The 24,411-nt window shown below is 71.1% G+C and carries 21 protein-coding genes; 16 read left to right on the forward strand and 5 right to left on the reverse strand.

Annotated elements, in window-relative coordinates:
• The first annotated feature begins 38 nt into the window (after positions 1-38).
• The 6 genes from AB0A90_RS05395 (at position 39) to ahcY (ending at position 6,912) form a co-directional block, all read left to right on the forward strand.
• On the forward strand, positions 39-1,424 hold the full coding sequence (locus AB0A90_RS05395; RefSeq protein WP_357241987.1) for a phosphomannomutase/phosphoglucomutase: 1,386 nt from the start codon (positions 39-41) through the stop codon (positions 1,422-1,424).
• A 94-nt stretch (positions 1,425-1,518) separates the two neighbouring features.
• Complete coding sequence (locus tag AB0A90_RS05400) at positions 1,519-1,704, forward strand: Trm112 family protein (protein ID WP_091394023.1); 186 nt, start codon at positions 1,519-1,521, stop codon at positions 1,702-1,704.
• Entirely contained in the window at positions 1,701-2,897 is a 1,197-nt protein-coding gene (locus tag AB0A90_RS05405; protein WP_357241990.1) for an SIS domain-containing protein, read from the forward strand. Before AB0A90_RS05400 ends, AB0A90_RS05405 begins: the two co-directional genes overlap by 4 nt.
• 67 nt (positions 2,898-2,964) lie before the next feature.
• Complete coding sequence (locus AB0A90_RS05410) at positions 2,965-3,966, forward strand: cation diffusion facilitator family transporter (RefSeq protein WP_357241993.1); 1,002 nt, start codon at positions 2,965-2,967, stop codon at positions 3,964-3,966.
• 3 nt (positions 3,967-3,969) lie between these two features.
• Positions 3,970-5,133: a mannose-6-phosphate isomerase, class I gene (gene manA, locus AB0A90_RS05415; RefSeq protein WP_357241996.1), complete on the forward strand. Its 1,164-nt coding sequence runs from the start codon at positions 3,970-3,972 to the stop codon at positions 5,131-5,133.
• 279 nt (positions 5,134-5,412) lie between these two features.
• The gene (ahcY, locus tag AB0A90_RS05420) at positions 5,413-6,912 is read left to right on the forward strand and encodes an adenosylhomocysteinase (protein WP_357241999.1); all 1,500 of its coding nucleotides are present in this window, start codon (positions 5,413-5,415) and stop codon (positions 6,910-6,912) included.
• Between the two features lie 74 nt (positions 6,913-6,986).
• On the opposite strand, the gene AB0A90_RS05425 is transcribed toward ahcY, so the two are convergent.
• Positions 6,987-7,145 (reverse strand): hypothetical protein, encoded by a 159-nt coding sequence (locus AB0A90_RS05425; protein WP_357242002.1) that lies wholly within the window; start codon positions 7,143-7,145, stop codon positions 6,987-6,989.
• Positions 7,146-7,315: 170 nt separating this feature from the next.
• Here AB0A90_RS05425 and efeU point away from each other — a divergent pair, with 170 nt between their 5' ends.
• The 8 genes from efeU (at position 7,316) to raiA (ending at position 16,770) form a co-directional block, all read left to right on the forward strand.
• On the forward strand, positions 7,316-8,218 hold the full coding sequence (gene efeU / locus AB0A90_RS05430) for an iron uptake transporter permease EfeU (protein WP_357242004.1): 903 nt from the start codon (positions 7,316-7,318) through the stop codon (positions 8,216-8,218).
• Positions 8,219-8,242: 24 nt separating this feature from the next.
• The gene (efeO, locus tag AB0A90_RS05435; protein ID WP_357242007.1) at positions 8,243-9,376 is read left to right on the forward strand and encodes an iron uptake system protein EfeO; all 1,134 of its coding nucleotides are present in this window, start codon (positions 8,243-8,245) and stop codon (positions 9,374-9,376) included.
• 25 nt (positions 9,377-9,401) lie between these two features.
• The gene (gene efeB / locus AB0A90_RS05440) at positions 9,402-10,679 is read left to right on the forward strand and encodes an iron uptake transporter deferrochelatase/peroxidase subunit (RefSeq protein ID WP_357242010.1); all 1,278 of its coding nucleotides are present in this window, start codon (positions 9,402-9,404) and stop codon (positions 10,677-10,679) included.
• A 228-nt stretch (positions 10,680-10,907) separates the two neighbouring features.
• Positions 10,908-11,597 (forward strand): MtrAB system response regulator MtrA, encoded by a 690-nt coding sequence (gene mtrA / locus AB0A90_RS05445; RefSeq protein ID WP_110564421.1) that lies wholly within the window; start codon positions 10,908-10,910, stop codon positions 11,595-11,597.
• 12 nt (positions 11,598-11,609) lie between these two features.
• Positions 11,610-13,367: an MtrAB system histidine kinase MtrB gene (gene mtrB / locus AB0A90_RS05450; protein WP_357242013.1), complete on the forward strand. Its 1,758-nt coding sequence runs from the start codon at positions 11,610-11,612 to the stop codon at positions 13,365-13,367.
• On the forward strand, positions 13,364-15,178 hold the full coding sequence (locus AB0A90_RS05455) for an LpqB family beta-propeller domain-containing protein (protein ID WP_357242016.1): 1,815 nt from the start codon (positions 13,364-13,366) through the stop codon (positions 15,176-15,178). Before mtrB ends, AB0A90_RS05455 begins: the two co-directional genes overlap by 4 nt.
• Before the next feature lie 12 nt (positions 15,179-15,190).
• Entirely contained in the window at positions 15,191-15,892 is a 702-nt protein-coding gene (locus AB0A90_RS05460) for a ComF family protein (RefSeq protein WP_357242019.1), read from the forward strand.
• Positions 15,893-16,134: 242 nt separating this feature from the next.
• Positions 16,135-16,770 carry a ribosome-associated translation inhibitor RaiA gene (raiA, locus tag AB0A90_RS05465; RefSeq protein WP_357242022.1) on the forward strand — a complete coding sequence of 212 codons (636 nt, stop codon included), beginning with the start codon at positions 16,135-16,137 and terminating at the stop codon, positions 16,768-16,770.
• Between the two features lie 70 nt (positions 16,771-16,840).
• On the opposite strand, the gene AB0A90_RS05470 is transcribed toward raiA, so the two are convergent.
• Together AB0A90_RS05470 and AB0A90_RS05475 are read right to left on the reverse strand one after the other, a co-directional pair.
• A complete protein-coding gene (locus AB0A90_RS05470; RefSeq protein ID WP_357242025.1) occupies positions 16,841-17,953 on the reverse strand; it encodes a GNAT family N-acetyltransferase in 1,113 nt (370 codons plus the stop codon).
• Complete coding sequence (locus tag AB0A90_RS05475; protein ID WP_357242028.1) at positions 17,953-19,104, reverse strand: GNAT family N-acetyltransferase; 1,152 nt, start codon at positions 19,102-19,104, stop codon at positions 17,953-17,955. Before AB0A90_RS05475 ends, AB0A90_RS05470 begins: the two co-directional genes overlap by 1 nt.
• 168 nt (positions 19,105-19,272) lie before the next feature.
• Between AB0A90_RS05475 and secA the strand changes: the two genes are divergently transcribed.
• Positions 19,273-22,200, forward strand: a complete 2,928-nt coding sequence (secA, locus tag AB0A90_RS05480; protein ID WP_357242031.1) for a preprotein translocase subunit SecA — start codon at positions 19,273-19,275, stop codon at positions 22,198-22,200.
• A gap of 376 nt (positions 22,201-22,576) precedes the next feature.
• Here the strand turns inward: secA and AB0A90_RS05485 are convergent, their stop codons facing one another.
• Together AB0A90_RS05485 and AB0A90_RS05490 are read right to left on the reverse strand one after the other, a co-directional pair.
• Positions 22,577-23,200, reverse strand: coding sequence for an Rv3235 family protein (locus AB0A90_RS05485; RefSeq protein WP_357242034.1), 624 nt, complete (start codon positions 23,198-23,200; stop codon positions 22,577-22,579).
• Positions 23,201-23,431: 231 nt separating this feature from the next.
• Entirely contained in the window at positions 23,432-23,659 is a 228-nt protein-coding gene (locus AB0A90_RS05490; RefSeq protein ID WP_357242037.1) for a helix-turn-helix domain-containing protein, read from the reverse strand.
• Positions 23,660-23,874: 215 nt separating this feature from the next.
• On the opposite strand from AB0A90_RS05490, the gene AB0A90_RS05495 reads away from it, so the two are divergent.
• A complete protein-coding gene (locus AB0A90_RS05495; RefSeq protein ID WP_357242040.1) occupies positions 23,875-24,384 on the forward strand; it encodes a hypothetical protein in 510 nt (169 codons plus the stop codon).
• Positions 24,385-24,411 lie beyond the last annotated feature (27 nt).

The following is a 24,411-nucleotide window of genomic DNA, read 5'->3' on the forward strand; positions in this document are numbered from 1 at the left end:
CAGGCTCGGTGTCTACCTGCGGCCAAGGAGTGGAACACGTGTCTGATCTGTCCCAGATTGTGAAGGCGTACGACGTCCGAGGGACGGTGCCGGACCAGTGGGACGAACGGGTCGCCGAGGCGCTGGGAGCCGCGTTCACGCAGCTGCTCAACTCCACCGAGGAGCCGGGTGACGCGGTGGTCGTCGGGTACGACATGCGCGCCACCTCGCCCGGACTGGCCGCCGCGTTCGCCGCCGGCGTACGGGCCGAGGGCCGCTCGGTGATCGAGATCGGGCTGGCCTCCACCGACCTGCTCTACTTCGCCTCCGGCTCGCTCGACCTGCCCGGCGCGATGTTCACCGCCAGCCACAACCCCGCCCAGTACAACGGCATCAAGATGTGCCGCTCCGGCGCGCGCCCGATCGGCCAGGAGAGTGGTCTGGCGGAGATCCGGGAGCGGGCCCAGGCGCTGCTGGACTCGGGCGAGGCCCGCCCCGCCGGTACGCCCACCCGGCCGGCCGAGCGGCGCGACCTGCTGCCCGACTATGCCGGCTACCTGCGCAAGCTGGTCGACCTCTCGGGCATCCGGCCGTTGAAGGTCGTCGTCGACGCCGGCAACGGGATGGGTGGCTTCACCGTCCCCACCGTGCTGGGCGACGCCGCTCTGTCGCCGCTGCCGCTGGAGATCGTTCCGCTCTACTTCGAGTTGGACGGCACCTTCCCGAACCACGAGGCCAACCCACTGGATCCGGCGAACCTGGTCGACCTCCAGCGCGCGGTGGTGGAGCACGGGGCCGACATCGGGTTGGCCTTCGACGGTGACGCCGACAGGTGCTTCGTGGTGGACGAGCGTGGCGAGCCGGTCTCGCCGTCGGCGATCACCGCCCTCGTCGCCGCACGGGAGTTGGCCAAGCACCCCGGCTCCACAGTGATCCACGGCCTGATCACCTCCAGCGCGGTCGCGGAGATCATCCGTGAGCACGGTGGGAAGCCCGTCGTCGCCCGGGTCGGGCACTCCTTCATCAAGGCGGAGATGGCCCGGACCAACGCTGTCTTCGGCGGCGAGCACTCCGCGCACTACTACTTCCGGGACTTCTGGTTCGCCGACACCGGGATGCTCGCGGCGATGCACACCCTGGCCGCGCTGGGCGAGCAGTCGCTGCCGCTGTCCGTGCTGGCCGGCGAGTACGAGCGCTACATCGCCTCGGGCGAGATCAACTCGACGGTGGCCGACCAGGCGGCGGCGGTGGCCGAGGTGCGGGCCGCGTACCCCGACGCGGTGACCGACGAGATGGACGGCCTCACTCTGCGGTTCCCCGACGGCGCGTGGTTCAACCTGCGCGCCTCCAACACCGAGCCGCTGCTGCGGCTCAACGTCGAGGCGCCTACCCGCGAGCGGATGGTCTCGCTCCGGGACGACGTGCTCGACCGCGTTCGCCGATAAGATCGCCTGCGCCGGTCGGCACCGCCGCCGGTCAAGCCGCACACCCGGTCGGTACCGCCGCCGGTCAAGCCGCACACGTGGAAGGAGCCGTGCCATGGCCCTGGATCCGCAGTTGCTCGAGATTCTCGCCTGTCCGGACACGCACCACGCCCCGCTCACCTACGACGCCGAGGCGCAGACGCTCACCTGCACGGAGTGTGGCCGGATCTTCGAGGTCCGCGACGACGTGCCGGTGCTGCTGCTCGACGAGGCGCGCGGCGGCCCGGGGCAGTCCTCATGATCGACGGTACGGCCGGGGTCAGCGGTCGTCGCGACGCCGACGAGGCCCTGCTCGACAACCCGGAGGCGCTGGCCGAGCACGACCCGGGCGGCATGCTCCGGCACACGGCGTCGGCCGGTGCGCAGGTTCGCGAGAGCGCGGCTCTGGCCGCCGAGGCGAACCTGGCGGTCCTCGCCGACGACGGGCGTCCCCGAGCCGTCGTCATCGCCGGTATCGGCACCGCGGGGCGTACCGGGGACGTGTTGGCCACTGTCGCCGGTCCGCGCTGCCCGGTCCCGATCATCGGGCACCGCAGCGCGGGCGTACCCGGCTGGGTGGGCGCGGCGGACGTGGTGATCGCGGTGAGCGCGTCCGGTCGTAGCCCGGAGGCGCTCGGCGCGGCCGAGGCGGCGCACCGGCGGGGTGCCCGGCTGGTCGCCGTGGGTGCCCCCGACTCGCAGTTGCAGTCGATCGCCGAGCAGGCCCGGGCGCCGTTCATTCCGGTGCCCCGGCGTGCCCCGGCCCGAGCCAGCCTCTGGGCGCTCACCATTCCGGTCCTGCTCGCGGCTCGTTCGCTCGGGCTCGTGAAGGTCAACGAGGCGGACCTGGCGGAGACCGCGGCCCGGCTCGACGCGGACGCCGACCGCTGCCGTTCCGCCGCGGAGTCCTTCGTCAACCCGGCGAAGTCGCTGGCCCTGGGCCTGGCCGGCTCGATCCCGATCGTCTGGGGTTCGTCCCCGCTGGCCACCGTGGCCGCCCGCCGGTTCGGCGACACCCTGTCGGCCAACGCCCGCTACCCGGTGGTCACCGGGGCGCTCGGCGAGGCCGGCCGGGGCCGGGTCGGGCTGCTCGACGGCGTCTTCGGCGGCCTGGCCGAGGGCGAGCGGGACATCTTCGCCGACCGGGCGGAGGACGACGGCGAGGGCACCCGGCTGCGGCTCGTGCTGCTGCGCGACGGCGGGCTCAACGCCGAGGACGACACCGACGAGCCGCTGGCCGTCGAGGAGCGCCGCGCGGACGCGGTGCAGACCCTCGCCGAGCGCCGTGGCGTGCGGTGCGACGTGGTGACGGCCGAGGGCGGCTCTGCCCTGGAGCGGCTGGCCTCGCTGATCGCGGTCCCGGATTTCGCCTCGATCTACCTCGCTCTGGCACACGGGCTGGACCCGATGGCCGTACCGGCCATCACCGAGATGAAGGAGCTGTCGAACCAGTGAACGAACGTAGGGGGCGGTGCGTCATGCGCGGACCGGTTGGCTTCGTGCGGCGAAGCGGAGCGGTGGCATGAGCGCGAACGGTGGGACGAAGGCGATTGTCGCCGCCCTGCTGGCCAACATCGGCATCGCCGTCACCAAGTTCGCAGCGTTCCTGCTGACCGGCTCGTCGTCGATGCTGGCCGAGTCGGTCCACTCGGTCGCCGACTCCGGCAACCAGGGCCTCCTGCTGCTCGGCGGCAAGCGGGCTAAGCGGGCGGCCACCCCGGAGCACCCGTTCGGGTACGGCCGGGAGCGCTACATCTACGCGTTCATCGTGTCCATCGTGCTGTTCAGCATCGGTGGCCTGTTCGCCCTCTACGAGGCCTACCACAAGTGGGCGCACCCACACGGCATCACCAAGTGGCACGCGGTGCCGGTGATCGTGCTGGTAGCGGCGATCATCATGGAGTCGTTCTCCTTCCGGACCGCCATCAAGGAGTCCAACCACGTCCGGGGCAACCAGTCCTGGGTGCGTTTCATCCGCCGCGCCAAGGCGCCGGAGTTGCCGGTGGTGCTCCTGGAGGACTTCGGCGCGCTCGTCGGTCTGGTGTTCGCGCTGTTCGGTGTCGGCCTGACGCTGATCACCGGCAACGGCCGGTGGGACGCCGCGGGCACCGCGATGATCGGCATCCTGCTTGTCGTCATCGCCGTGGTCCTGGCCATCGAGACGAAGAGCCTGCTGCTCGGTGAGGGCGCCGAGGCGTCCGACCTGGCCACCATCGAGCGGGCCGTCACCGACGGCCCCGAGGTGGAGCGGATCATCCACATGAAGACGCTCTACCTGGGCCCGGAAGAGCTGATGGTGGCCGCCAAGATCGCCGTTCCGGAGTGGGAGAGCGCCCACGACCTCGCGCGGGGCATCAACGCCGTGGAGGCGCGGATTCGCGCCGCGGTGCCGATCGCCCGGGTGATCTACCTGGAGCCGGACGTCTACAGTGCCGCCGCCGCCGAGGCCGGCACCGGCGCGGCGGCCGACACGGCCGTGCCGCAGGACGCCTCGGGCGAGGCGGCCGGGCGGCCCGGGGGCTGACCTGTGGAGCCACTCTACGGACCGATTCGCGACTACGCCTGGGGTTCCCGCTCGGCCCTCGCACTCCTGCAGGGTCGGGTGGTGCCCAGCACGGGGCCGGAGGCGGAGCTGTGGCTGGGCGCCCACCCGGGCGCTCCGGCCAGAGTGGACCGCGCCGGCCTGCGGGTGAGCCTCTGCGACCTGGTGCGGGACGAGCCGGGGCAGTGGCTCGGTCAGCGGGTCTCCGAGCGATTCGGCGGCCGGCTGCCGTTCCTGCTCAAGGTGCTCGCCGCCGATGCTCCGCTGAGTCTGCAGGCTCACCCGGACGCCGAACAGGCGCGGGCGGGCTACGCGGCCGAGGCCGGGCGTCCCGAGGGACAGCGCAACTATTCCGACCCGCACCACAAGCCGGAGTTGCTCGTCGCACTCACGCCGTTCGAAGCGCTGTGCGGTTTTCGGGATCCGGTGGAGTCGGCCGAGGCGCTCGCCGCGTTCGGTGTACCGGAGTTGGCGCCGGTGGTCGCCGCGTTGCGGGCCGGGCCGCCGGGGTTGCGCACGGCGGTGCGGACGCTGCTCGGCTGGCCGGTCGCCGAGCGTCCCGAGCTGCTGGCCTCGGTGACGGCAGCGCCGGTCGACGGCCCGGACGCGGAGTTGGCCCGCCGGCTGGCCACGGCGTACCCGGCGGATCCGGGCGTGCTGGTGGCGTTGCTGCTGCACCACCTGCGGCTGGTGCCGGGGGAGGCGATCTGGATGCCCGCCGGCAACCTGCACGCCTACCTGAGTGGCTGTGGCGTGGAAATCATGGCGGCCAGCGACAACGTGCTCCGGGGTGGGCTGACCCCGAAGCGGGTGGACGTCGACGAGTTGCTGCGGGTGCTTCGCTTCGAGGTGCTCGACGAGCCGGTGCGAGCTGCGCTGCCGGTGGGTCCGGGTGTCGAGTGTTGGCCGGTGCCGGTGGATGATTTCGCGCTGCACCGGGTGCGGGTGGGCGCGGCGGTGCCCTTGGTCACACTGCCGTTGCCCGGCCCCCGGGTGGTGCTCTGCGCCGGTGGCGCGGTCACCGTGGACGACGGCGCCGGTGCGGTGACGCTGGCGTCCGGCGAGGCGGCGATCGGCACCGCGGCCGGCGAGCCGCTGCGGATCAGCGGTGACGGCGAGGCGTACGTGGCGACCTCCGGATTGCGCTGACCCGTCCGCGCCAACGACGACACAAGTCCGACTTTTCCGGAATAGCTTGACGGCAAGTTGCCTGAGTGTGACTCTATGAGTACGCAGCGTTATCGCGACGACGGTCCGAGAACGTGCGGGGAACCAAACCGGGGGGATGCACGGGGCGGGCGGGACGTGGGCGGGAAAGTCCGCTCATCACCGACCGCCCCGTGCGCTGTCCGTGGACCGTGCCGGACAGGTGGTGACGGCGCGCGTAAGGTGAAGGGTCGGCGTAGACATCGTTCGACAGGAGCTTTCATGACCAGCACCCTCCCGGCGTCCCCCAGCGGTACGCCGTCCGAGGCCCGGCCAAGCACCCTCGCCGAAGGCGACTTCAAGGTGGCGGATCTGTCGCTCGCCGAGTTCGGGCGTAAGGAGATCCAGCTCGCCGAGCACGAGATGCCCGGCCTGATGGCGATTCGCCGTGAGTTCGCCGAGGCGCAGCCGCTCGCCGGCGCGCGGATCACCGGCTCGCTGCACATGACCATCCAGACCGCCGTCCTTATCGAGACGCTGGTCGCCCTCGGCGCGCAGGTGCGCTGGGCTTCCTGCAACATCTTCTCCACCCAGGACCACGCCGCCGCGGCGATCGTCGTCGGCCCGAACGGCACCGCCGACGCCCCCGCCGGCGTCCCGGTGTACGCGTGGAAGGGCGAGACCCTCCCGGAATACTGGTGGTGCACCGAGCAGGTGCTCGCCTGGCCGGACGGGCAGGGCCCCAACATGATCCTCGACGACGGTGGCGACGCCACCCTGCTCGTGCACAAGGGCACCGAGTTCGAGAAGGCCGGGGCCGTCCCGCCGGTCGAGTCCGCCGACTCCGAGGAGTACGCGGTCATCCTGGAGTTGCTGCACCGCTCGCTCGGCGAGGACGGCCAGCGCTGGACCCGGATCTCCGCCGGCATCAAGGGCGTGACCGAGGAGACCACCACCGGCGTGCACCGGCTCTACGAGATGCACCGCGCGGGCACCCTGCTCTTCCCGGCCATCAACGTCAACGACTCGGTGACCAAGAGCAAGTTCGACAACAAGTACGGTTGCCGGCACTCGCTGATCGACGGCATCAACCGGGCCACCGACGTGCTGATCGGCGGCAAGATGGCCGTCGTCATGGGCTACGGCGACGTGGGCAAGGGGTGCGCCGAGTCGTTGCGCGGCCAGGGCGCCCGGGTCGTGGTGACCGAGGTCGACCCGATCTGCGCGTTGCAGGCCGCGATGGACGGCTACCAGGTCGCCACCCTGGACGACGTGGTCGAGCAGGCGGACATCTTCATCACCGCCACCGGTTGCTTCGACGTCATCACCAACGAGCACATGGCCCGGATGAAGCACCAGGCCATCGTCGGCAACATCGGCCACTTCGACAACGAGATCGACATGGCCGGTCTGGCCAAGCGTTCCGACGTGGAGCGGATCAACATCAAGCCGCAGGTCGACCTGTGGCGGTTCGCCGACGGGCACGCCATCATCGTGCTCTCCGAGGGTCGCCTGCTGAACCTGGGCAACGCGACCGGGCACCCGAGCTTCGTGATGTCGAACTCGTTCGCCAACCAGACGATCGCCCAGATCGAGCTGTTCACCAAGACCGAGGAATACCCGATCGGCGTCTACGTGCTGCCCAAGCACCTGGACGAGAAGGTGGCCCGGCTGCACCTGGGCGCGCTCGGCGCCAAGCTGAGCACGCTGACCAAGGAGCAGGCCGCGTACCTGGGTGTCTCGACCGAGGGTCCGTTCAAGCCGGATCACTACCGCTACTGATCAACGCACGTCCGGACCGGGTCGGCTGTTCGCAGCCGGCCCGGTTCGTCGTCTTCCGCCCGGAGTCGGCGGGGTCAGCGCGAACGGGAGTCGCGGCGGGTGGGGCGGAACCACGTCCACACGCACCAGGCCAGCCAGGCGAGGGACACGACTGTGGCCAGCGCCCGCAGGCGCAACGCGCTGAGCAGCAGGACCACGGCCAGCACCGCCAGCCACGGCAGGAATCCCTTCACGGCGGGCATCCTGCCACAGCCGAAGGGCGGTGTCCGTCGCCGACCGGCCTGGCCTGCGGCGCAGGGGTCGAGTGAGCTTGTCGTGTACGACTTGACGAGGCTCCTGGGCAGGGAGCAAGGTATGCCTGCCCTAAGTTGGTTGAGGCGTACCTGATGAACTCGGAGCCCGGATGTTCGCCACCTACCTGATCGGCCTGCGGGAGGGTCTGGAAGCCACCCTGGTGGTCAGCATCCTGGTCGCCTTCCTGGTGAAGTCGCAGCGCCGGGACCGGCTGCCGCAGGTCTGGGCGGGCGTCGGCCTGGCCGTGGCGCTGTCGGTGCTCTTCGGCTGGCTGATCGAGTACACGTCGACCTCGCTGTTCTCGCGCTACGAGGACCGGGAGCTGTTCGAGGCGATCACCTCGGTCGCCGCCGTGGTCTTCGTCACCTGGATGATCTTCTGGATGCGCCGGGCGGCCCGGACCATCGCCGGCGAGTTGCGGGGAAAGCTGACCGAGGCGCTCGCCGTCGGCTCGTTCGCGGTCGCCGGCATGGCCTTCCTCGCGGTGATCCGGGAGGGTATGGAAACCGCGCTGATCTTCTACTCGGCCGCCCAGGGCGCGGCCGGTGACAGCGGGCCGCTGCTCGCGTTGATCGGCGGCATCGTCACCGCCGTGGTGCTCGGCGCGCTGCTCTCCGCCAGCGCCCTGCGGATCAACCTCACCAGGTTCTTCACCTGGACCGGCGCGCTGCTGATCCTGGTGGCCGCCGGCATCCTCAAGTACGGCGTCCACGACTTCCAGGAGGCTGGCGTCCTGCCCGGCCTGAACGACCTGGCCTTCGACATCACCGGGGCGCTCGACCCGACCACCTGGTACGCGGCCCTGCTCGCCGGCATGTTCAACGTGACGCCCGCGCCCACCGTGCTGGAGACGATCGCCTGGATCGGGTACGCCGTGCCGGTCCTTCTGCTCTTCCTGCGACCGGCCCGCCGCAAGCCGGCACCCGCCGCGACCACCACAGTCACCGAGCGCGGAGCCGACACCGGCACCGAGGCCGAGGCCGAGGCGGCAGCCACGCCGCAGCGTGCCTGACCCCCACGAGGAGAGACAGCTCAGATGCGTACCACCCGATTTTTCGCGCTGGCCGCCGTCGGCGTGCTGGCGACGGCCGGTCTGGCCGCCTGCTCCGACTCCGACAAGGGTGACCCGGCCGCGTCCGGCGGACCGATCGTGGTCAAGGCCAACGACACCGCCTGTGAGGTCGGCACCACCGACCTGGGCGCCGGCACCGCCACCTTCAAGATCACCAACTCCGGCGCGAAGGTGACCGAGTTCTACGTGTACGCCGACGGCGACCGCGTCATGGGCGAGGTGGAGAACATCGCCCCGGGGCTGAGCCGTGAGCTGCACGTGGAGTTGCCGGCCGGCACCTACCAGACGGCCTGCAAGCCCGGGATGAGCGGCAAGGGCATCCGGGGTGCGCTCAAGGTCAGCGGGTCGGCGCAGCCGCTCACCGCCGACGCCGCGTTGGCCGGCGCGGCCGAGAACTACCAGCGCTACGTCAAGAGCCAGACCGACGCGCTGCTGGACAAGACCGAGGAGTTCGTCAGCGCGGTCAAGGCTGGCGACGTGGCGAAGTCCAAGACGCTCTACCCGGTCGCCCGCACCTACTGGGAGCGGATCGAGCCGGTGGCCGAGATCTTCGGCGACCTCGACCCCAAGATCGATGGCCGCGAGGAGGTCATCGAGGAGGGGATGGAGTTCACCGGCTTCCACCGGATCGAGAAGGACCTCTGGCAGTCGGGTGACATCAGCAAGGACGGCCCGATCGCCGACCGCCTGCTGGCGGACGTCAAGGAGATCGTGACCAAGGCCAACGCGGAGAAGCTCTCCCCGCTCCAACTCGCCAACGGTGCCAAGGAACTGCTCGACGAGGTGGCCAGCGGCAAGATCACCGGCGAGGAGGACCGCTACTCGCACACCGACCTGTGGGACTTCGCCGCCAACCTCGAAGGTTCCAAGGCCGCCGTCTCCGCCCTCCGCCCGGCCCTGCAGCAGCGCTCGCCGGAGCTGGTCACGCAGTTGGACACCGAGTTCACGAACGTCGAGGCGCTGCTCGGCAAGCACCGCGACGGCGACGGGTGGAAGCTGCACACCGCACTGAGCAAGGCCGAGCTCAAGGATCTCTCCGACGGGATCAACGCGCTCGCCGAGCCGATCAGCAAGGTCGCCGCAGCCGTCGCGAAGTGACCTTTCGGCAGAAGGAGTCGAGTCGATGAGTGGGAGCAGATTGACCCGGCGCCGGGCGATCACCCTGGCCGGCGCCGGGGTGGCCGGGGTCGCCGGAGTGGCGGCCGGCGCGGGGGCGCTGCTGAACGGCGCCCACGGTCCGGCCGCGGCGAGCGACCACCCGGCCGGGGCGGTGCCGTTCCACGGTGAGCACCAGGCCGGCATCGTCACCCCGGCCCAGGACCGGCTGCACTTCGTCGCCTTCGACGTGATCACGAAGGATCGCGCCCGGCTGGTCGAGCTGCTCGAGGAGTGGACGGCCGCCGCCGCCCGGATGACCGCGGGACGGGACGCCGGCATCCTCGGCGCGGTCGGCGGGATGCCGGAGGCCCCACCGGACGACACCGGCGAGGCGCTCGGTCTGCCCCCGTCGCAGCTCACCCTCACGATCGGCTTCGGACCGACGTTGTTCCGCGACGCCGACGGGCGGGACCGCTTCGGCATCGCCGACCGGCGGCCCGCCGCCCTGTCCGAGCTGCCGAAGTTCCCCGGCGACGCCCTACAGGCGCAGCTCTCCGGCGGTGACCTCTGCGTGCAGGCGTGCGCCAACGATCCGCAGGTCGCCGTACACGCGATCCGCAACCTGGCCCGGCTCGGCATGGGTGTGGTGAGCGTCCGCTGGTCGCAGCTCGGCTTCGGGCGTACCTCCTCGACCTCCCGTGACCAGGCCACCGCGCGCAACCTGTTCGGGTTCAAGGACGGTACGGCCAACCTCAAGGCCGAGGACACCGAGCTGCTGCGCGACCAGTTGTGGGTGCAGCCGGGTGACGGGCCGGACTGGATGACGGGCGGCTCGTACCTGGTGACCCGCAAGATCCGGATGCTGGTGGAGACCTGGGACCGGACCTCCCTGGCCGAGCAGGAGGAGATCGTCGGCCGGACCAAGGGCAGTGGCGCCCCCCTCGGCCGGACCGACGAGTTCGACGAGCCGGACTTCACCGCGCGCGGCGCGGACGGCAAGCCGGTGATCGCCGAGCACGCGCACGTGACGCTGGCCCACCCGAGCCGCAACAACGGCGCCCAACTGCTGCGCCGGGGCTACAACTTCGTCGACGGCTCGGACGGCCTCGGCCGGCTCGACGCGGGCCTCTTCTTCATCGCCTACCAGCGCGACCCGCGCCGCCAGTTCGTGCCGATCCAGACCCAGTTGGCGCGGCACGACGTGCTGAACGAGTACCTGCGGCACGTCTCCAGCGGCGTGTTCGCCTGCCCGCCCGGGGTACGCGACGGCGGCGACCACTGGGGGCGCGCGCTCTTCGGCTGACCCGGGGTCAGGTTGGCGACAGCCGGCCCCGGCCGCGGCTGCGGTGGCGCCGGGTGCCGTCGAAGGGGGATCATGGTGGCAGCCTGGGCCGGAGTCCTCATCCTGTGCCGGGCACCGCAGCCCGTGGCGCCGCCGCCGGGGGTCGCGACGAGCGCTTCTGTGGCGGCACCCTGCGTTACCGGCGGACGCCGGTCCCACCGAACCGAACGAGGATGCAATATTAATCCCATGAGAGCCCGCGTACTGGTGGTCGACGACGACCCCGCGCTCGCCGAGATGCTCGGCATCGTGTTGCGCAGCGAAGGCTTCCAGCCCTCGTTCGTGGCGGACGGCGAGCGGGCGTTGGCCGCCTTTCGTGACAGCCGTCCCGATATCGTGCTGCTCGACCTGATGCTGCCTGGTATGAGCGGTATCGACGTCGCCCGGTCGATTCGGGCGGAGTCCGGCGTGCCCATCGTCATGCTGACCGCCAAGAGCGACACCGTGGACGTCGTGCTCGGCCTGGAGTCCGGTGCCGACGACTACGTGGTCAAGCCGTTCAAGCCCAAGGAGCTGGTCGCCCGGATGCGGGCCCGCCTGCGCCGAGGCGAGGACGTGGCCCCCGAGATGCTGACCATCGGGCCACCCGACAACCAGATCACCATCGACGTGCCCGCGCACACCGTCAGCCGCAACGACGAGGAGGTGAAGCTGACTCCGCTGGAGTTCGACCTGCTGGTCGCGCTCGCCCGCAAGCCGCGTCAGGTCTTCACCCGCGAGGTGCTGCTGGAGCAGGTCTGGGGCTACCGGCACGCGGCCGACACCCGCCTGGTCAACGTGCATGTCCAGCGACTGCGCGCCAAGATCGAGCCGGACCCGGAGCGACCGGAAATCATCCTCACCGTGCGGGGCGTGGGATACAAGGCGGGGACCGGATAGCCTGGTCGCACTGTGTCGACCTCGCCGCCCCCACACTCCCCGAGCACGGCTGCCCGCCGGCCCAGCGCCGGTGGGGAGATCTGGCGCGCGGTGAGCGGCCGGGTCGCCCGGGTGGTGGGCCGCGTGCACCAGACCTGGCGGCGCTCCCTGCAGGTCCGGGTCGTGACCATCACGCTTGTCGCGTCCAGCCTGCTGGTCGGCGGTTTCGCGTTCGTGATCGCTGACAAGATCACCACGATCCTCCTCGACAACGCCCGCAGCGACGTCCGACAGCGGGTGATCAGCGGTGCCAGCTACGCGGCCAAGCAGGTCTCCCTCTACGGCCAGTCGCAGGAGGCGCAGCTCCAGGAGACCATCGACGGGACGGTCAACTACCTGGCCGGCGGCGACCCCCAGCAGACCAGCGGGGTGGTGGTGGCGATCACGGCCGACGGCTACCAGAACGACATCCAGACCCGCACCTCGCCATCGGTGAACGTCCAGTCGCTGATCAGCCCGGAGCTGCGGGCCACGATCGCGGACGGCAAGGTGGCCAGCCAGATCCGCACCGGGCGGCTCACCGGCCAGTCCACCAAATACCTGGTCTACGGCTCGCCGGTGCCCACCCGCTTCGGCCAGATCGAGCTCTACTACCTGGTGCCGTTGACCCGGCAGGACGTCACCGCCGCCGACGCCCGAGCCACCGTCGTCGCCACCGGGGTCGCCCTGGTGATCCTGCTCGGGCTGCTCGCGGCGCTCGTCACCCGGTTGGTCGTCAACCCGGTCCGGGTCGCCGCACGGACCGCCCAGCGACTCTCCGCCGGCCTGCTCGACCAACGCATGGTGGTCAACGGGGAGGACGACCTGGCCCTGCTCGCCGCCTCCTTCAACCAGATGGCCACCAACCTGCAACGGCAGATCCTGCGCCTGGAGGAGATGTCCCGACTACAGCGTCGGTTCACCTCCGACGTCTCACACGAGCTGCGTACCCCGCTGACCACCGTACGGATGGCCGCTGACCTGATCTTCGCCGAGCGCGACGAGTTCGACCCGGCGGTGGCGCGCAGCGCCGAACTGCTCCAGGCCGAGTTGGACCGCTTCGAGGAACTGCTCACCGATCTGCTGGAGATCAGCCGCTTCGACGCGGGTTTCGCCATGCTGGACTCCGAGCCGACCGATCTGGTGCCGGTGGTGCACCGGGTGGTCGACCGGCTGGGCGGCCTGGCCGAGCGGGTGGGCGTACCCATCGAACTCGACCTGCCGGGCACTCCGGTGATCGCCGAGGTCGACCCGCGCCGGGTCGAGCGGGTGCTGCGCAACCTGGTCGGCAACGCCGTCGAGCACGGCGAGGCCCGACCGGTGCTGATTACCCTCGGCGCGGACGAGACCGCCGTGGCGATCACCGTCCGCGACCGTGGCGTGGGGCTCAAGGCGGGCGAGGAGAAGTTGGTGTTCAACCGGTTCTGGCGAGCCGACCCGTCCCGGGCACGGCAGACCGGAGGCACCGGGCTGGGCCTGTCGATCAGCCTGGAGGACGCCCGGCTGCACGGCGGCTGGCTGGAGGCCTGGGGTGCACCCGGGCAGGGCGCGCAGTTCCGGCTCACGCTGCCGGCCCGCGCGGGAGACCGGCTGACCACCTCGCCGCTGCGCCTGGTGCCGGCGGACGCCGCGCTGCCGTTCGGCGGTCCCCGCGACGGTGGCCCGCTGGCCATCGGGCCCGGCACCGGCGGGGCACTGGCGATCGACCCGGCGCCGACCGGGGACGGACAGCGGGCGGAGGTGCGCTCATGAGACGGCCGACCCTGGTCGCGGCGCTCGGCGTGGTGGTACTGCTGGGCGGTGGCTGCGGCATCCCGGCGGCGTCCGACGTGCGGGTGGACGGCAAGGGCGGGACCGCGACGGAGGCCGGCGCGGTCAACGGTCCCGGCAACGAGCCGCCGACGCGAACGGCCAGCGGCAGCGTCAACGAGGCGTTCGTCCGCAACTTCCTGTCCGCCGCCGCCGGAGAGCCGGATCGGGCGTACGAGCGGGTCAAGGCGTTCATCGCCCCGGAGCACAAGTCCCGCCTGCAGGAGAAGAAGGGCAGCGAGGTCGCGCTGAACGTGGTGCGGCTGCGTGAGGCGGTCTACACCCTCAACAGCGACTCGACCACCACGGTGAAGATCACCGTGCAGCAGATCGGCGTCCTGCGGGCCAACGGCATCCTGGCGCCGCCGGTGGCGACCGAGACGGAGTACGAGTTCGGGATCCGCAGCGCGGCGTTGAACGGCGCCGTGAACGACGAGCGGGCCGGGTTGTACATTTTCGACCCGCCGAACGTGCTGCTGCTCAGCGACGCCGCCCTCCGTCGCTACTACCAGGACGAGTCGATCTACTTCTGGAGTTCGGACCGCACGCGCCTCGTGCCCGACCAGCGCTACCGGCCGCTCGCGGTGCCGGATGGGCGCCGGGTCAACGAGGTGGTGAAGTGGCTGGTCGGTGGTCCCTCCGACTGGTTGCGCCCGGGTGTCGTCGGGCTGCCCGATCGCACCGAGCTGATCAACAACGCCACCGGCGGCAACGGTCGCTGGGAGATCAACCTGGACATGTCCGGCGACGACCAGAATGGGATCGACCAGTTGATCACGCAGATCGCCTGGTCGTTGGGGGACCTGCCGGGTGAGCTGGAGCTGAAGATCCGCAACAACTCGCTGCCCGTACAGGACCTGAGCGAGCGACGGAACTCCGATCAGCTCTACCCGATCGCCGAGAGCCCGCAGCGGTTCGGCCTGTACGAGGGCGCCATCCACCCGCTCGACTTCGGCAGCGAACTCAGCGGAACCGTGCCGCTGGCGCCCGAGGCCAACCGCAACATCGTCTCCGCCGACCTGGCCATGGCCAAGGACCAGCGGATCCTCGCCGCGTTGGTGGTCACCGGCAGCAGCGACGGCCGACGCCGCCTCGCGGTGGGTGCGGGTGCCGCGCCGGTCTCCGTCCCCTTCCGCAGCACGTCCGAATACTCCTCGATGAGCCGTCCGGTCTGGTTGCGGTCCGTCGACGCACGCCCCGGCCGCGGCCTGGTCGTCGCCGACGGGCAGCTCTACCGGTTCGACGAGTCGGCGCGGATGTACCAGGTGCCCCTCAACCTGCCCGCCGACGTCAGCGCGGTGGCTGCCGCGCTGGACGGCCAGCGGGTCGCGCTGATCGCCGGTGGCCGGCTCTACGTCGCCGCGGTGAACCTGGACGGCGGGGGCGTCTCCATCGGCCCACCCCGGCAGCTGGCCACCTCGCTGACCGCCCTCACCGCTGTCGACTGGGGCAGCGAGGACCAACTGGTGGTGGCGGGGTCCGTCGGTCAGCCGGCGATCTACGAGATCAGCGTCGACGGCGCGCTGGAGACGCCGCTGCGGACCGACCTCGGTGCCAAGGTCAACCACCTGACGGCGTACCCGACCAACCGCATCGTCCGGGTGCCCAGCGGGGCCTACATGTACGAGGCGAACGGGGTGGCCTACCGCAGCAGCCCCTTCGAACGGATCGAGCCCGGCCGCGTACGCGACATCGCCCCGGTCCCGGCAGGTGTCCGCCCGAGCAACCCGTCGGCACCGTTCTTCCTCTACTGACCGGGTGACGTGGTGACCGGGCTCTGGGCGGACCTCGCCGACCTGGTGTTGCCCACCACCTGCGCGGGTTGTCGGGAGCGCCGGCCCGGCCTGCGGCACGGGGTCTGTTCGGACTGCGTGGCAGCCCTGGGCGCGCTGCGCCCACGGTCGGTCCGTCCGACGCCCGCGCCGCCGGGCCTGCCGTCCTGCGTCGCTCTCGGCCCCTACGCCGGTCCGCTGCGCGAGGCTCTGCTGGCGTACAAGGACCACGGCCGGCACGGTCTGGCCCGGCCGCTCGGCGCACTGCTCGCCGAGGTTGTCGCGGCGGCGGTCGGCGTGGCTCGTCCCGTGGCGCTGGTCCCGGTCCCGGACACGGCAACGGCGGCCCGGTCCCGGTACGGGGACCACCTGGACCGGTTGGCCCGGCACTGCGCGGCCCGGCTCAACCAGGGCGGCTGGACGGCGCGGGTGCACCGTCCGCTGCGGGCGCTGCCCCGGCCCGACTCGGTGGGCCTGGACAGCGCCGGGCGCGCGGCGGCGGCCGAGGCCGCGTTCCGGCCGCGCGCCACCGCGAGTGGGGCGCGTGCCGCGGGCGCGCCGGTCGTGGTGCTGCTGGACGACATCGTCACCACAGGCGTGACCCTGGCCGCTGCGGCCCGGGTGCTGAGCGCGACCGGATGGGTGCCGAGTGTCGCCGCGGTGCTCGCCGCGACCCAGAAAAGACACTTCTCGTAACCGACTGTGTTTCCGTTTCACTCGTTGGTGTATCAGCTGCGAAAATCCTGGGAGTCTCGGCAACTTGGGGTGACTGCCGGGCCAACAGGAGTTAGCGTTTCGCTGTCGGGGGTAGGAGGTCGTTCCACCACCCTCGGCGGTGAGAGGAGGCGTAGCCGTACCAGCCGGTCGACGCCAGCGGGTCCCCCCACGGCGCGCGACCGGGTTGCCGGATCGAAGACCGTCCGAACAAGGGAGGTCACGTGGACATCGTGGTCAAGGGCCGAAACGTCGAAGTGCCGGACCATTACCGGGTACACGTAGCCGAGAAACTCGCAAAGATCGAACGCTACGACCACAAACTGATTCGCGTCGATGTCGAGTTGTTTCACGAGCGCAATCCGCGCCAGGCCGAACACTGCCAGCGGGTGGAGATCACCTGCGTTTCCAAGGGTCCGGTGATGCGGGCCGAGGCCTGCACGAACGACTTCTACAGCGCACTCGACGCGGCCATCGCGAAGCTCGACACCCGACTGCGTCGTGCGGCCGACCGCCGTCGCGTACACCGGGGGCGGCACGCACCGATCTCCGTCGCCGAGGCCACCGCGGGCCTGCCGGTCGCCGACCTGGGGACCAGCACGCTGAGCGCGTCGCTCGACGGTGCCCGCGCCGGCACCGCCGTCGCGGAGCGGGTCGAGGAGGAGCACGACGACCAGCCGTGGCACATCGCCCGGGAGAAGGTGCACCCGGCGGAGCCGATGACGATCGACGACGCGCTGTTCGAGATGGAACTTGTCGGCCACGACTTCTACCTGTTCCAGGACAAGGAGTCCGGCCGCCCGAGCGTCGTCTACCGCCGCCACGCCTACGACTACGGCATCATCTCCCTCGCCACCTGACCACCAGCCGATCCGCGGTCACGGGGTTGTGCTGGGGGAGCCCAGCGCAACCCCGTGACCCCCGGCGACGTCAGCGCCGCTCCGCCGGCAGCAGCGCGAAGGTCAAATCGTCCAGGCGGGTGCCCGCCAACCCGGGCAGCCGGCCACGCTGCAGTGCCTCGCGCCGGAACCCGACCCGCTCCAACACGCGGTGCGACGCGGTGTTGTCCGGCACCGTGCCAGCGGTCAGCCGCGCGATACCAGCCGGCCCGAACGCCCAGTCCGCCAGCAGCCGGACCGTCCGGGTCGCGTACCCCCGGCCGCGCCAGCCGGGCAGCAACGCGTAGCCGACCGACGCCTCGCCGGCCGCCACGTCGGTGTACGACAGCCCGCAACTGCCCACCGGCTCCCCGCCGGCCACGTCCGTGATCAACAGTCGGGCGATGTCCCCGGTCAGCCACCCGCTCTCCGCGAGACGACACCGTCGCTCGATCGCCTCCCGCGTCGGCGGCACGGGCGGCGCCTGGTTCGCCACCACCTCGGGTCGACTGTGCAGTCGGTACATCAGCTCGGCGTCGTCCGGCGCGAGCCGGCGCAGGCTCACCACCTGGTCGGTGAGCACCCCGCCGGGCAGGTCGGGCAGCAGCCGGGCGACGGGTCCGGGCGGGTCGTCGGCGAGGCGTACCCAGGCCAGCAGGTCGTGTCGACCCCCCTCGCGGCCCGAACCGGCCGACCGGCGCGAACCCTCGTAGCGGAAACCGGCGGCCAGCGCGGCCCGCTGGCTCGGGCCGTTCTCCGGGTCGGTGAGCAACTCCAGTCGAACCGTTCCGGTGGCGAACGCGTGCTCGCTGAGCGCGCGACTGGCCGCGACGGCCAGCCCGCGTCCACGCGCCGCCGGCCGCAGCCAGTAGCCGATCTCGGCCTGGCCCCGCGCGGGCACCGGGTTGCTCAGCCCCACCGCGCCGAGCAGCCGGTCGGTGGCCGGGTCCGCGACGGCGTACGCCGCGCCGCCGCCGGTCCAGACCGCCGGGGCGCCGACGTCGATCCACCACCGGGCATCGGTCCGGCTGTACGGCGTGGGCAGGTTCGAGACGAAACGTTGGGTCAGCGGGTCCGCGCAGCCGTCGACCACGTCGGCGGCGTCCTCGGCCCGAAGGGGGCGCAGCCGCACGCCGTGCGCCTCGACGACCTGCCGCAGGGCCATCAGACCAGGTCCCTGGCGAGCAGCGCGCCCACCCACGCGTCGACCCGTTCGCCCCGGTGCTGCACCCCGCCCCGGGCGGTCCCCTCGAAGGTGAAGCCCGCCTTCTCCGCCACCCGCCGGGAGGCGGTGTTGCCCACGTTCGCCTTCCACTCGATGCGGGCCAGGCCCAGCGTGGCGCAGCCCCAGGCGCTGAGCGCGACGAGCGCGGCCGGCATGTACCCCCGGCCACGCGCCGCCGGCGCGGTCATGAAGCCGACGTCGGCCAGCAGGGCGTCGGTGGGGGAGAGCCGTAGGGCGATCGTGCCGGCGTACGTGTCGTCCGGGTCGGCGACCACGAAGCAGGCGGCCTGGCCCCGAGCCCAGGTGTCCTGGCCGTAGGCCTGGAACCCCTGCGCGTCGGCCCGCTCGTACGGGTCCGGCACGGTCGTCCAGCGGATGGACTCCGGGTCCCGGCAGGTCTCCACCACGGCATCCAGGTCCTGCTCCTCCATCGGCCGCAGACGCAGCTCACCGGCCCCGACGGTGGCGAACAGGGTGGGCTGCGGGCGGCCGAAGACCGCGGCGCGCCGGGCGGCGAGGGTGCCGGGACCGGCCGGCCCGGTCGCCCCGGGCTCGGGGACCTCGCCGGGCAGCAGCGAGCCGATCCAGCCGTCCGCGTCGGACCGCGTCGGCGGGTTGGCCAGCCGCAGCCGGCCGTCGATCCGGAAACCGGCCCGGAGGGCCACCAGCCGGGAGGCGTGGTTGCCCACCTCGGCGTGCCAGATCAGCCGGCGCAGCCCGAGGGTGTCGAAGGACCAGCGGGCCACGGCCCGGGTGGCCCGGACCATCACGCCCCGGCCGCGTGCCCAGGGGGCGGTCCAGAAACCCACCTCGCCGGTGCCGTCCCGCTCGATGGAGACCAACCCGCACGAGCCGAGAAGTTCACCTGTCGCCGGGTCGCAGACCGCGAACGGCGCCTTGGTCCCCCCCGCCCAGGCCGTCTCGCTCATCTCGGTGACGAAGCTGAGGGCGTGTTCGGGCCGATATGGGCGTGGCACAGTGGTCCAGTACTGAATGTCCGGATCCTGGCACGCCCGGTATACCGCGTCGGCGTCGGTGCCACGCCAGGGCCGCAGCAGCACGCCGTCCTCGATGATCTCCACGGGCTCCACCCGTGCATCGTGCCGCACCGTTCGCCGACGGCGTAACCGGATAACGTTCGAGGGGTGCGCAGGACGCGAATTATGTCGGGTTCGGCGGAGTCGACCACCGCCACCAGTGACCATCGCGCCGATGGAGCGCCTACGATGGTTCGAGACTGTCTAGGGGAGCGTTGATCCGTGTCGATTCTGGAAAAGGTCCTTAACGCGGGCGAGGGCCGCATGGTGCGCCGGCTCAAGGCCATCGCCGCCGCCGTCACCTCGATCGAGGACGACTACGTCAACCTCACCGACGAGGAGCTGGCCGGCATGACCGACCAGTTCCGGGAGCGGCTGGCCGACGGGGAGACCCTCGACGACCTGCTGCCGGAGGCGTTCGCGGTGGCCCGCGAGGCGGCCGCCCGGGTGCTCGGCCAGCGTCCGTACGACGTCCAGGTGATGGGCGGCGCGGCGCTGCACTTCGGCAACATCGCCGAGATGAAGACCGGTGAGGGCAAGACGCTGACCTCGGTCATGGCCGTCTACCTCAACGCGCTGTCCGGCAAGGGCGTGCACGTGATCACGGTCAACGACTACCTCGCCCAGCGTGACGCGGCGTGGATGGGTCGGGTGCACGAGTTCCTCGGGCTGACCGTCGGCGTGGTGCTGCCCAACCGGCCGGCCACCGAGCACAAGGCCGCCTACGAGTGCGACATCACCTACGGCACCAACAACGAGTTCGGCTTCGACTACCTGCGCGACAACATGGCCTGGTCGAAGGACGAGCTGGTGCAGCGCGGCCACAACTTCGCCGTGGTCGACGAGGTCGACTCCATCCTGATCGACGAGGCCCGCACCCCGCTGATCATCTCCGGCCCGGCCGAGCACTCGGCCCGCTGGTACGGCGAGTTCGCCGGGGTCGTGGCCCGGCTCCAGCCCGGCACCGACGGCGAGGGCGACTACGAGGTCGACCACTCCAAGCGCACCATCGCGGTGACCGAGCGGGGTGTCGCCAAGGTCGAGGACCGGCTCGGCATCGACAACCTCTACGAGTCGGTGAACACGCCGCTGGTCGGCTACCTCAACAACGCCATCAAGGCCAAGGAGCTCTACAAGCGCGACAAGGACTACATCGTCAGCGACGGTGAGGTCCTGATCGTCGACGAGTTCACCGGTCGCATCCTGCACGGCCGCCGCTACAACGAGGGCATGCACCAGGCGATCGAGGCCAAGGAGGGGGTGGAGATCAAGCAGGAGAACCAGACTCTTGCCACCATCACCCTGCAGAACTACTTCCGCCTCTACGAGAAGCTGTCCGGGATGACCGGTACGGCGCAGACCGAGGCGAGCGAGTTCAACAAGGTCTACAAGGTCGGCGTCGTGACGATCCCGACCCACCGCCCGATGGTTCGCGAGGACCGGCCGGACGTCATCTACAAGACGGAGAAGGCCAAGTTCAACGCGGTCATCGAGGACATCGCCGAGCGGCACCAACTCGGCCAGCCGGTGCTTGTCGGCACCGTCTCGGTGGAAAACTCCGAGATCCTCTCCCAGTTGCTGCGCCGACGGGGCATCCCGCACAACGTGCTGAACGCCAAGTTCCACGCCCGGGAGGCCGAGATCGTCGCCCAGGCCGGGCGTAAGGGCGCGGTCACCGTGGCCACCAACATGGCCGGCCGCGGCACCGACATCCTGCTCGGCGGCAACCCCGAGTTCCTCGCCGCGAACGAGCTGCGCCAGCGCGGCCTCGACCCGCTGGAAAACGAGGAAGAGTACGCCAAGGCGATGGAGGAGGTCCTTCCCACGTGGAAGCAGGCCTGCGACGTCGAGGCGGAGGAGGTCTCCGCCGCCGGTGGCCTCTACGTGCTGGGCACCGAGCGGCACGAGTCCCGGCGGATCGACAACCAGCTGCGCGGTCGCGCCGGCCGGCAGGGTGACCCGGGCGAGTCCCGTTTCTACCTGTCCCTGCAGGACGAGCTGATGCGGCGGTTCCGGGCCGGGGCGGTCGAGGCGGTGATGGAGCGCTTCAACATCCCGGAGGACGTGCCCATCGAGTCGAAGATGGTCACCCGGCAGATCAAGAGCGCCCAGGCTCAGATCGAGGGCCAGAACGCCGAGATCCGCAAGAACGTGCTGAAGTACGACGAGGTGCTCAACAAGCAGCGCCAGGTCGTCTACGCCGAGCGTCTTCGGGTGCTCAACGGTGAGGACCTCTCCGACCAGGTCCGCAACATGATCGACGACACCGTCGAGGCGTACGTGCGGGGGGCCACCTCCGATGGCTACGGCGAGGACTGGGACCTTGAGCAGCTCTGGTCCAGCCTGAAGCAGCTCTACCCGGTCGGCGTGACGATCGAGGAGTTGGAGGAGGACGCCGGCGGCTCGCGGGCCGGTATGGACGCCGACTTCCTGGTCGCCCGACTCAAGGAGGACGCCAACGCCGCGTACGACAGGCGCGAGGAGGAGGTCGGCACCGAGGGTGTGCGTCAGCTCGAGCGGATGGTGCTGCTCCAGGTCATCGACCGGAAGTGGCGCGAGCACCTCTACGAGATGGACTACCTCCAGGAGGGCATCAACCTCCGGGCGTACGCCCAGCGCGACCCGGTGGTGGAATACCAGCGCGAGGGCTTCGACATGTTCGCCACGATGATGGACGGCATCAAGGAAGAGACGGTCGGCTTCCTCTACAACATCGACGTCCAGGTGACCGAACCGGAGCCGGACGCGGGCTCGGAAGAGGTCGCGCTGCTGGACAAGCCGGTGGAGATCCGAGCCAAGGGCCTCAACCAGGCACCGCGGCGGCAGGGCCTGCAATACTCGGCTCCCACCATCGACGGTGAGGCCAGCCCTGGCGCTCCCGTCATCGAGCAGGCCGAGCAGCAGGCTCCGGCGCTCGGTGTGGGCCGCCCCGCCCCGGGCGCTCCGGCGGCACCGGGCCGGACCGCTCCGTCCGCCCCGCAACGTCCGGCGGCCGGTCTGCGTGGCCCGGCGGTTCCGTCGGCCGCCTCCCGCCGGCCGTCAGCCAACCAGGCGGAGGCGAGCAACGGCCCGTCCCGCAACGCGCCGTGCCCGTGTGGCTCGGGCCGCAAGTACAAGCGCTGCCACGGCGCCCCCAACGGCGGCAACTGACCAACAGCACCTGACGAACGGGTCCCGGCCAGACAGGCCGGGACCCGTTCGTCGTCTCCCGCGTGACATGCCGCCCAGCGCCGTCACCCGATGATCATCTCGACCTCATGGAAACCGGGGCATCAGCGGCCATCTGATGCCCCGACTTCCCAAAACCCGAGTCGATCAGCCAGGGCAGGCCATCTGGGTCCGCACTTGAAGTCGCGCAGAGCCTGGGGTCGCGCTTGGCTGAGGTCGCGCGGGGTAGGTCGCGTTCGGCTGAGGTCGCGCGGCGTGGATCGCCTTGGAGGCCGCGCTCGGCTGGGGCGCCGCAGGGTCGACGAGGCCACCTCGTTCGAAGGCACGGGTGCGGTGCCCTTGGGCGCGTCGCTTGCGGTCAGAGGACGTGCAGGGCGGTGCAGAGCCAGCGGCCCCGACGGTGCTCCAGGCGGAGTGCCATGGCCCAGCTCCGACCGCCGGCGCCGGTGAGGACGGCCGCCGCCTCGACCGCGGCGTCCCGGGGCTCGCAGACCCGCATGCGCAGCAACCGGACCAGGGGTCGACCGGCCCGGCGGCGAGGTGCCCCGGTCCGCCCGGATGCGCAGGTCGACCCGGTCAGCAGCTGACCTGCTCGGGCCAGCTCGGTCAGCAGGTCGGTCGCTTGGGCCGGGTCGAGCAGTGCCCGCACCTGGGCCGGGGACCGGTAGCCGTTGATCACCTCCAGGCAGCTGCCGACGAAGCGATGCGCGGCTCGGGTGGCTTCCGGGGCGGTCGCCGGTGGTAGCGGCGTCACCGGGTGGGTGGTGGACCGGCTCGGCACCGGGCGGAGGGCACTCCGGCGCTCCGATGGTCGGACCGGGTCTGGCCGGGTCGAGGCGAACAGGTCCAGGGCGAGCTGGCCGTGGACGGGTGCCGGCCAGTACGACCCGTCGGCCTCGTCGGCGTACGGCGGATCGATGGGCGGGACGGGGCGCAGCCGCACGGGCGGTCGGGAAGGGCCGGGTCGCGCCTCGCTCATCATGGACCCCTTCGATCTTGCGTTTGCCTTCGTTTGCCTCCGACAGCGCAATTCTGAGCGAGAAAGTGGTCTCCGTCAATGGTCCGACGACCCATCGCGTCCCTCGCCGGGCATGATCCACTCGGTGGTGCCAAAGGCGCGGTATCAGCCCGGGCTGGACAGCCGCTTTCCAGATAACGGAGTGGATCAAGCGCGGTGCGTTAGGTGTCGGGTTGGGTCGTGGAGGAGGGGCGACTACTCCGGATCGCGGTCAAGCAGCGGGTTGCTCTGCACCCACTCGGCGGTCTCGGAATACTTGCGCGCTATGTACTCCTCCAGCCGTGCGCGCTCGACGCGCCACTGGCCCCGTCCACCGATCTTGATCGCCGGCAGTTCACCGCTGCGCACCATGTGGTACACCTGCGAATCCGACACGTTCAGTTCGGTGGCGACGTCGGAGAGCAACAGGAACCTTGGCTCCACACGAACTCCCGGGGTTGATGTCGTTTGGCTCAGTTTGCCATCGACAGCCCAGCCCGCCCAGCACCTGGCCGGTTCACGGGAGGTCGACCGCGCGGGACACACCGCGCGGAAACTTCCGCCGGCCGGAGTCGGGGTGTATGACGGTCACGGCGTGCGGCATGATCTGCGCCCGTGCCGGCGGACGCCGGTGCAGGACGAAGCGGGGGAGACGACCGGTGACCGATGACCGAGTCCGGGTGTACGTGCCGGCGACCGTACCGATGGTGGCCCGACTGCGCGCGGAAGGGCTGGCCGCCGACCAGGCGCACGCGGTGACCCCCGCGCTGCGCGAGTGGTACGCCGAAGGCGACGAGGAGGAGTTGGAGTACGTCGCCTTCACCCGGGCCGCCCAGGAGGCGCTGCACCTGCTGCGGGCCGACCCGTCCGCTCCCCGCCGCCGCGTCGTCGTGTCGGTCGACCTGCCGGCGAGCGCGCTCGGACGGGGCGACGGTGAGTTGGGGTCCAGCACGGTGACGTTGGCCGAGGCCGTGCCGGTGGCTGCCGTCGCGGCCCTGCACGTCGACGGTACGGACGCGGTCGAGGATGTCGCCGCGGCGGCCGAGGTGGTGGCCGAGGCGGCGGCCGGCGATCCCGACGCCCAGTTCACCGTCGATGGCGCGGAGGACCACGAGCTGGAGTGGTACGACGTGACGGAGCTGGACCTGCTGCTACACGCGGCGAGCTGAGCCGGCCAACGGAAGGTCGCGCAACAT

The sequence above is a fragment of the Micromonospora sp. NPDC049204 genome (genome assembly GCF_040647935.1).
GTDB lineage: Bacteria > Actinomycetota > Actinomycetes > Mycobacteriales > Micromonosporaceae > Micromonospora.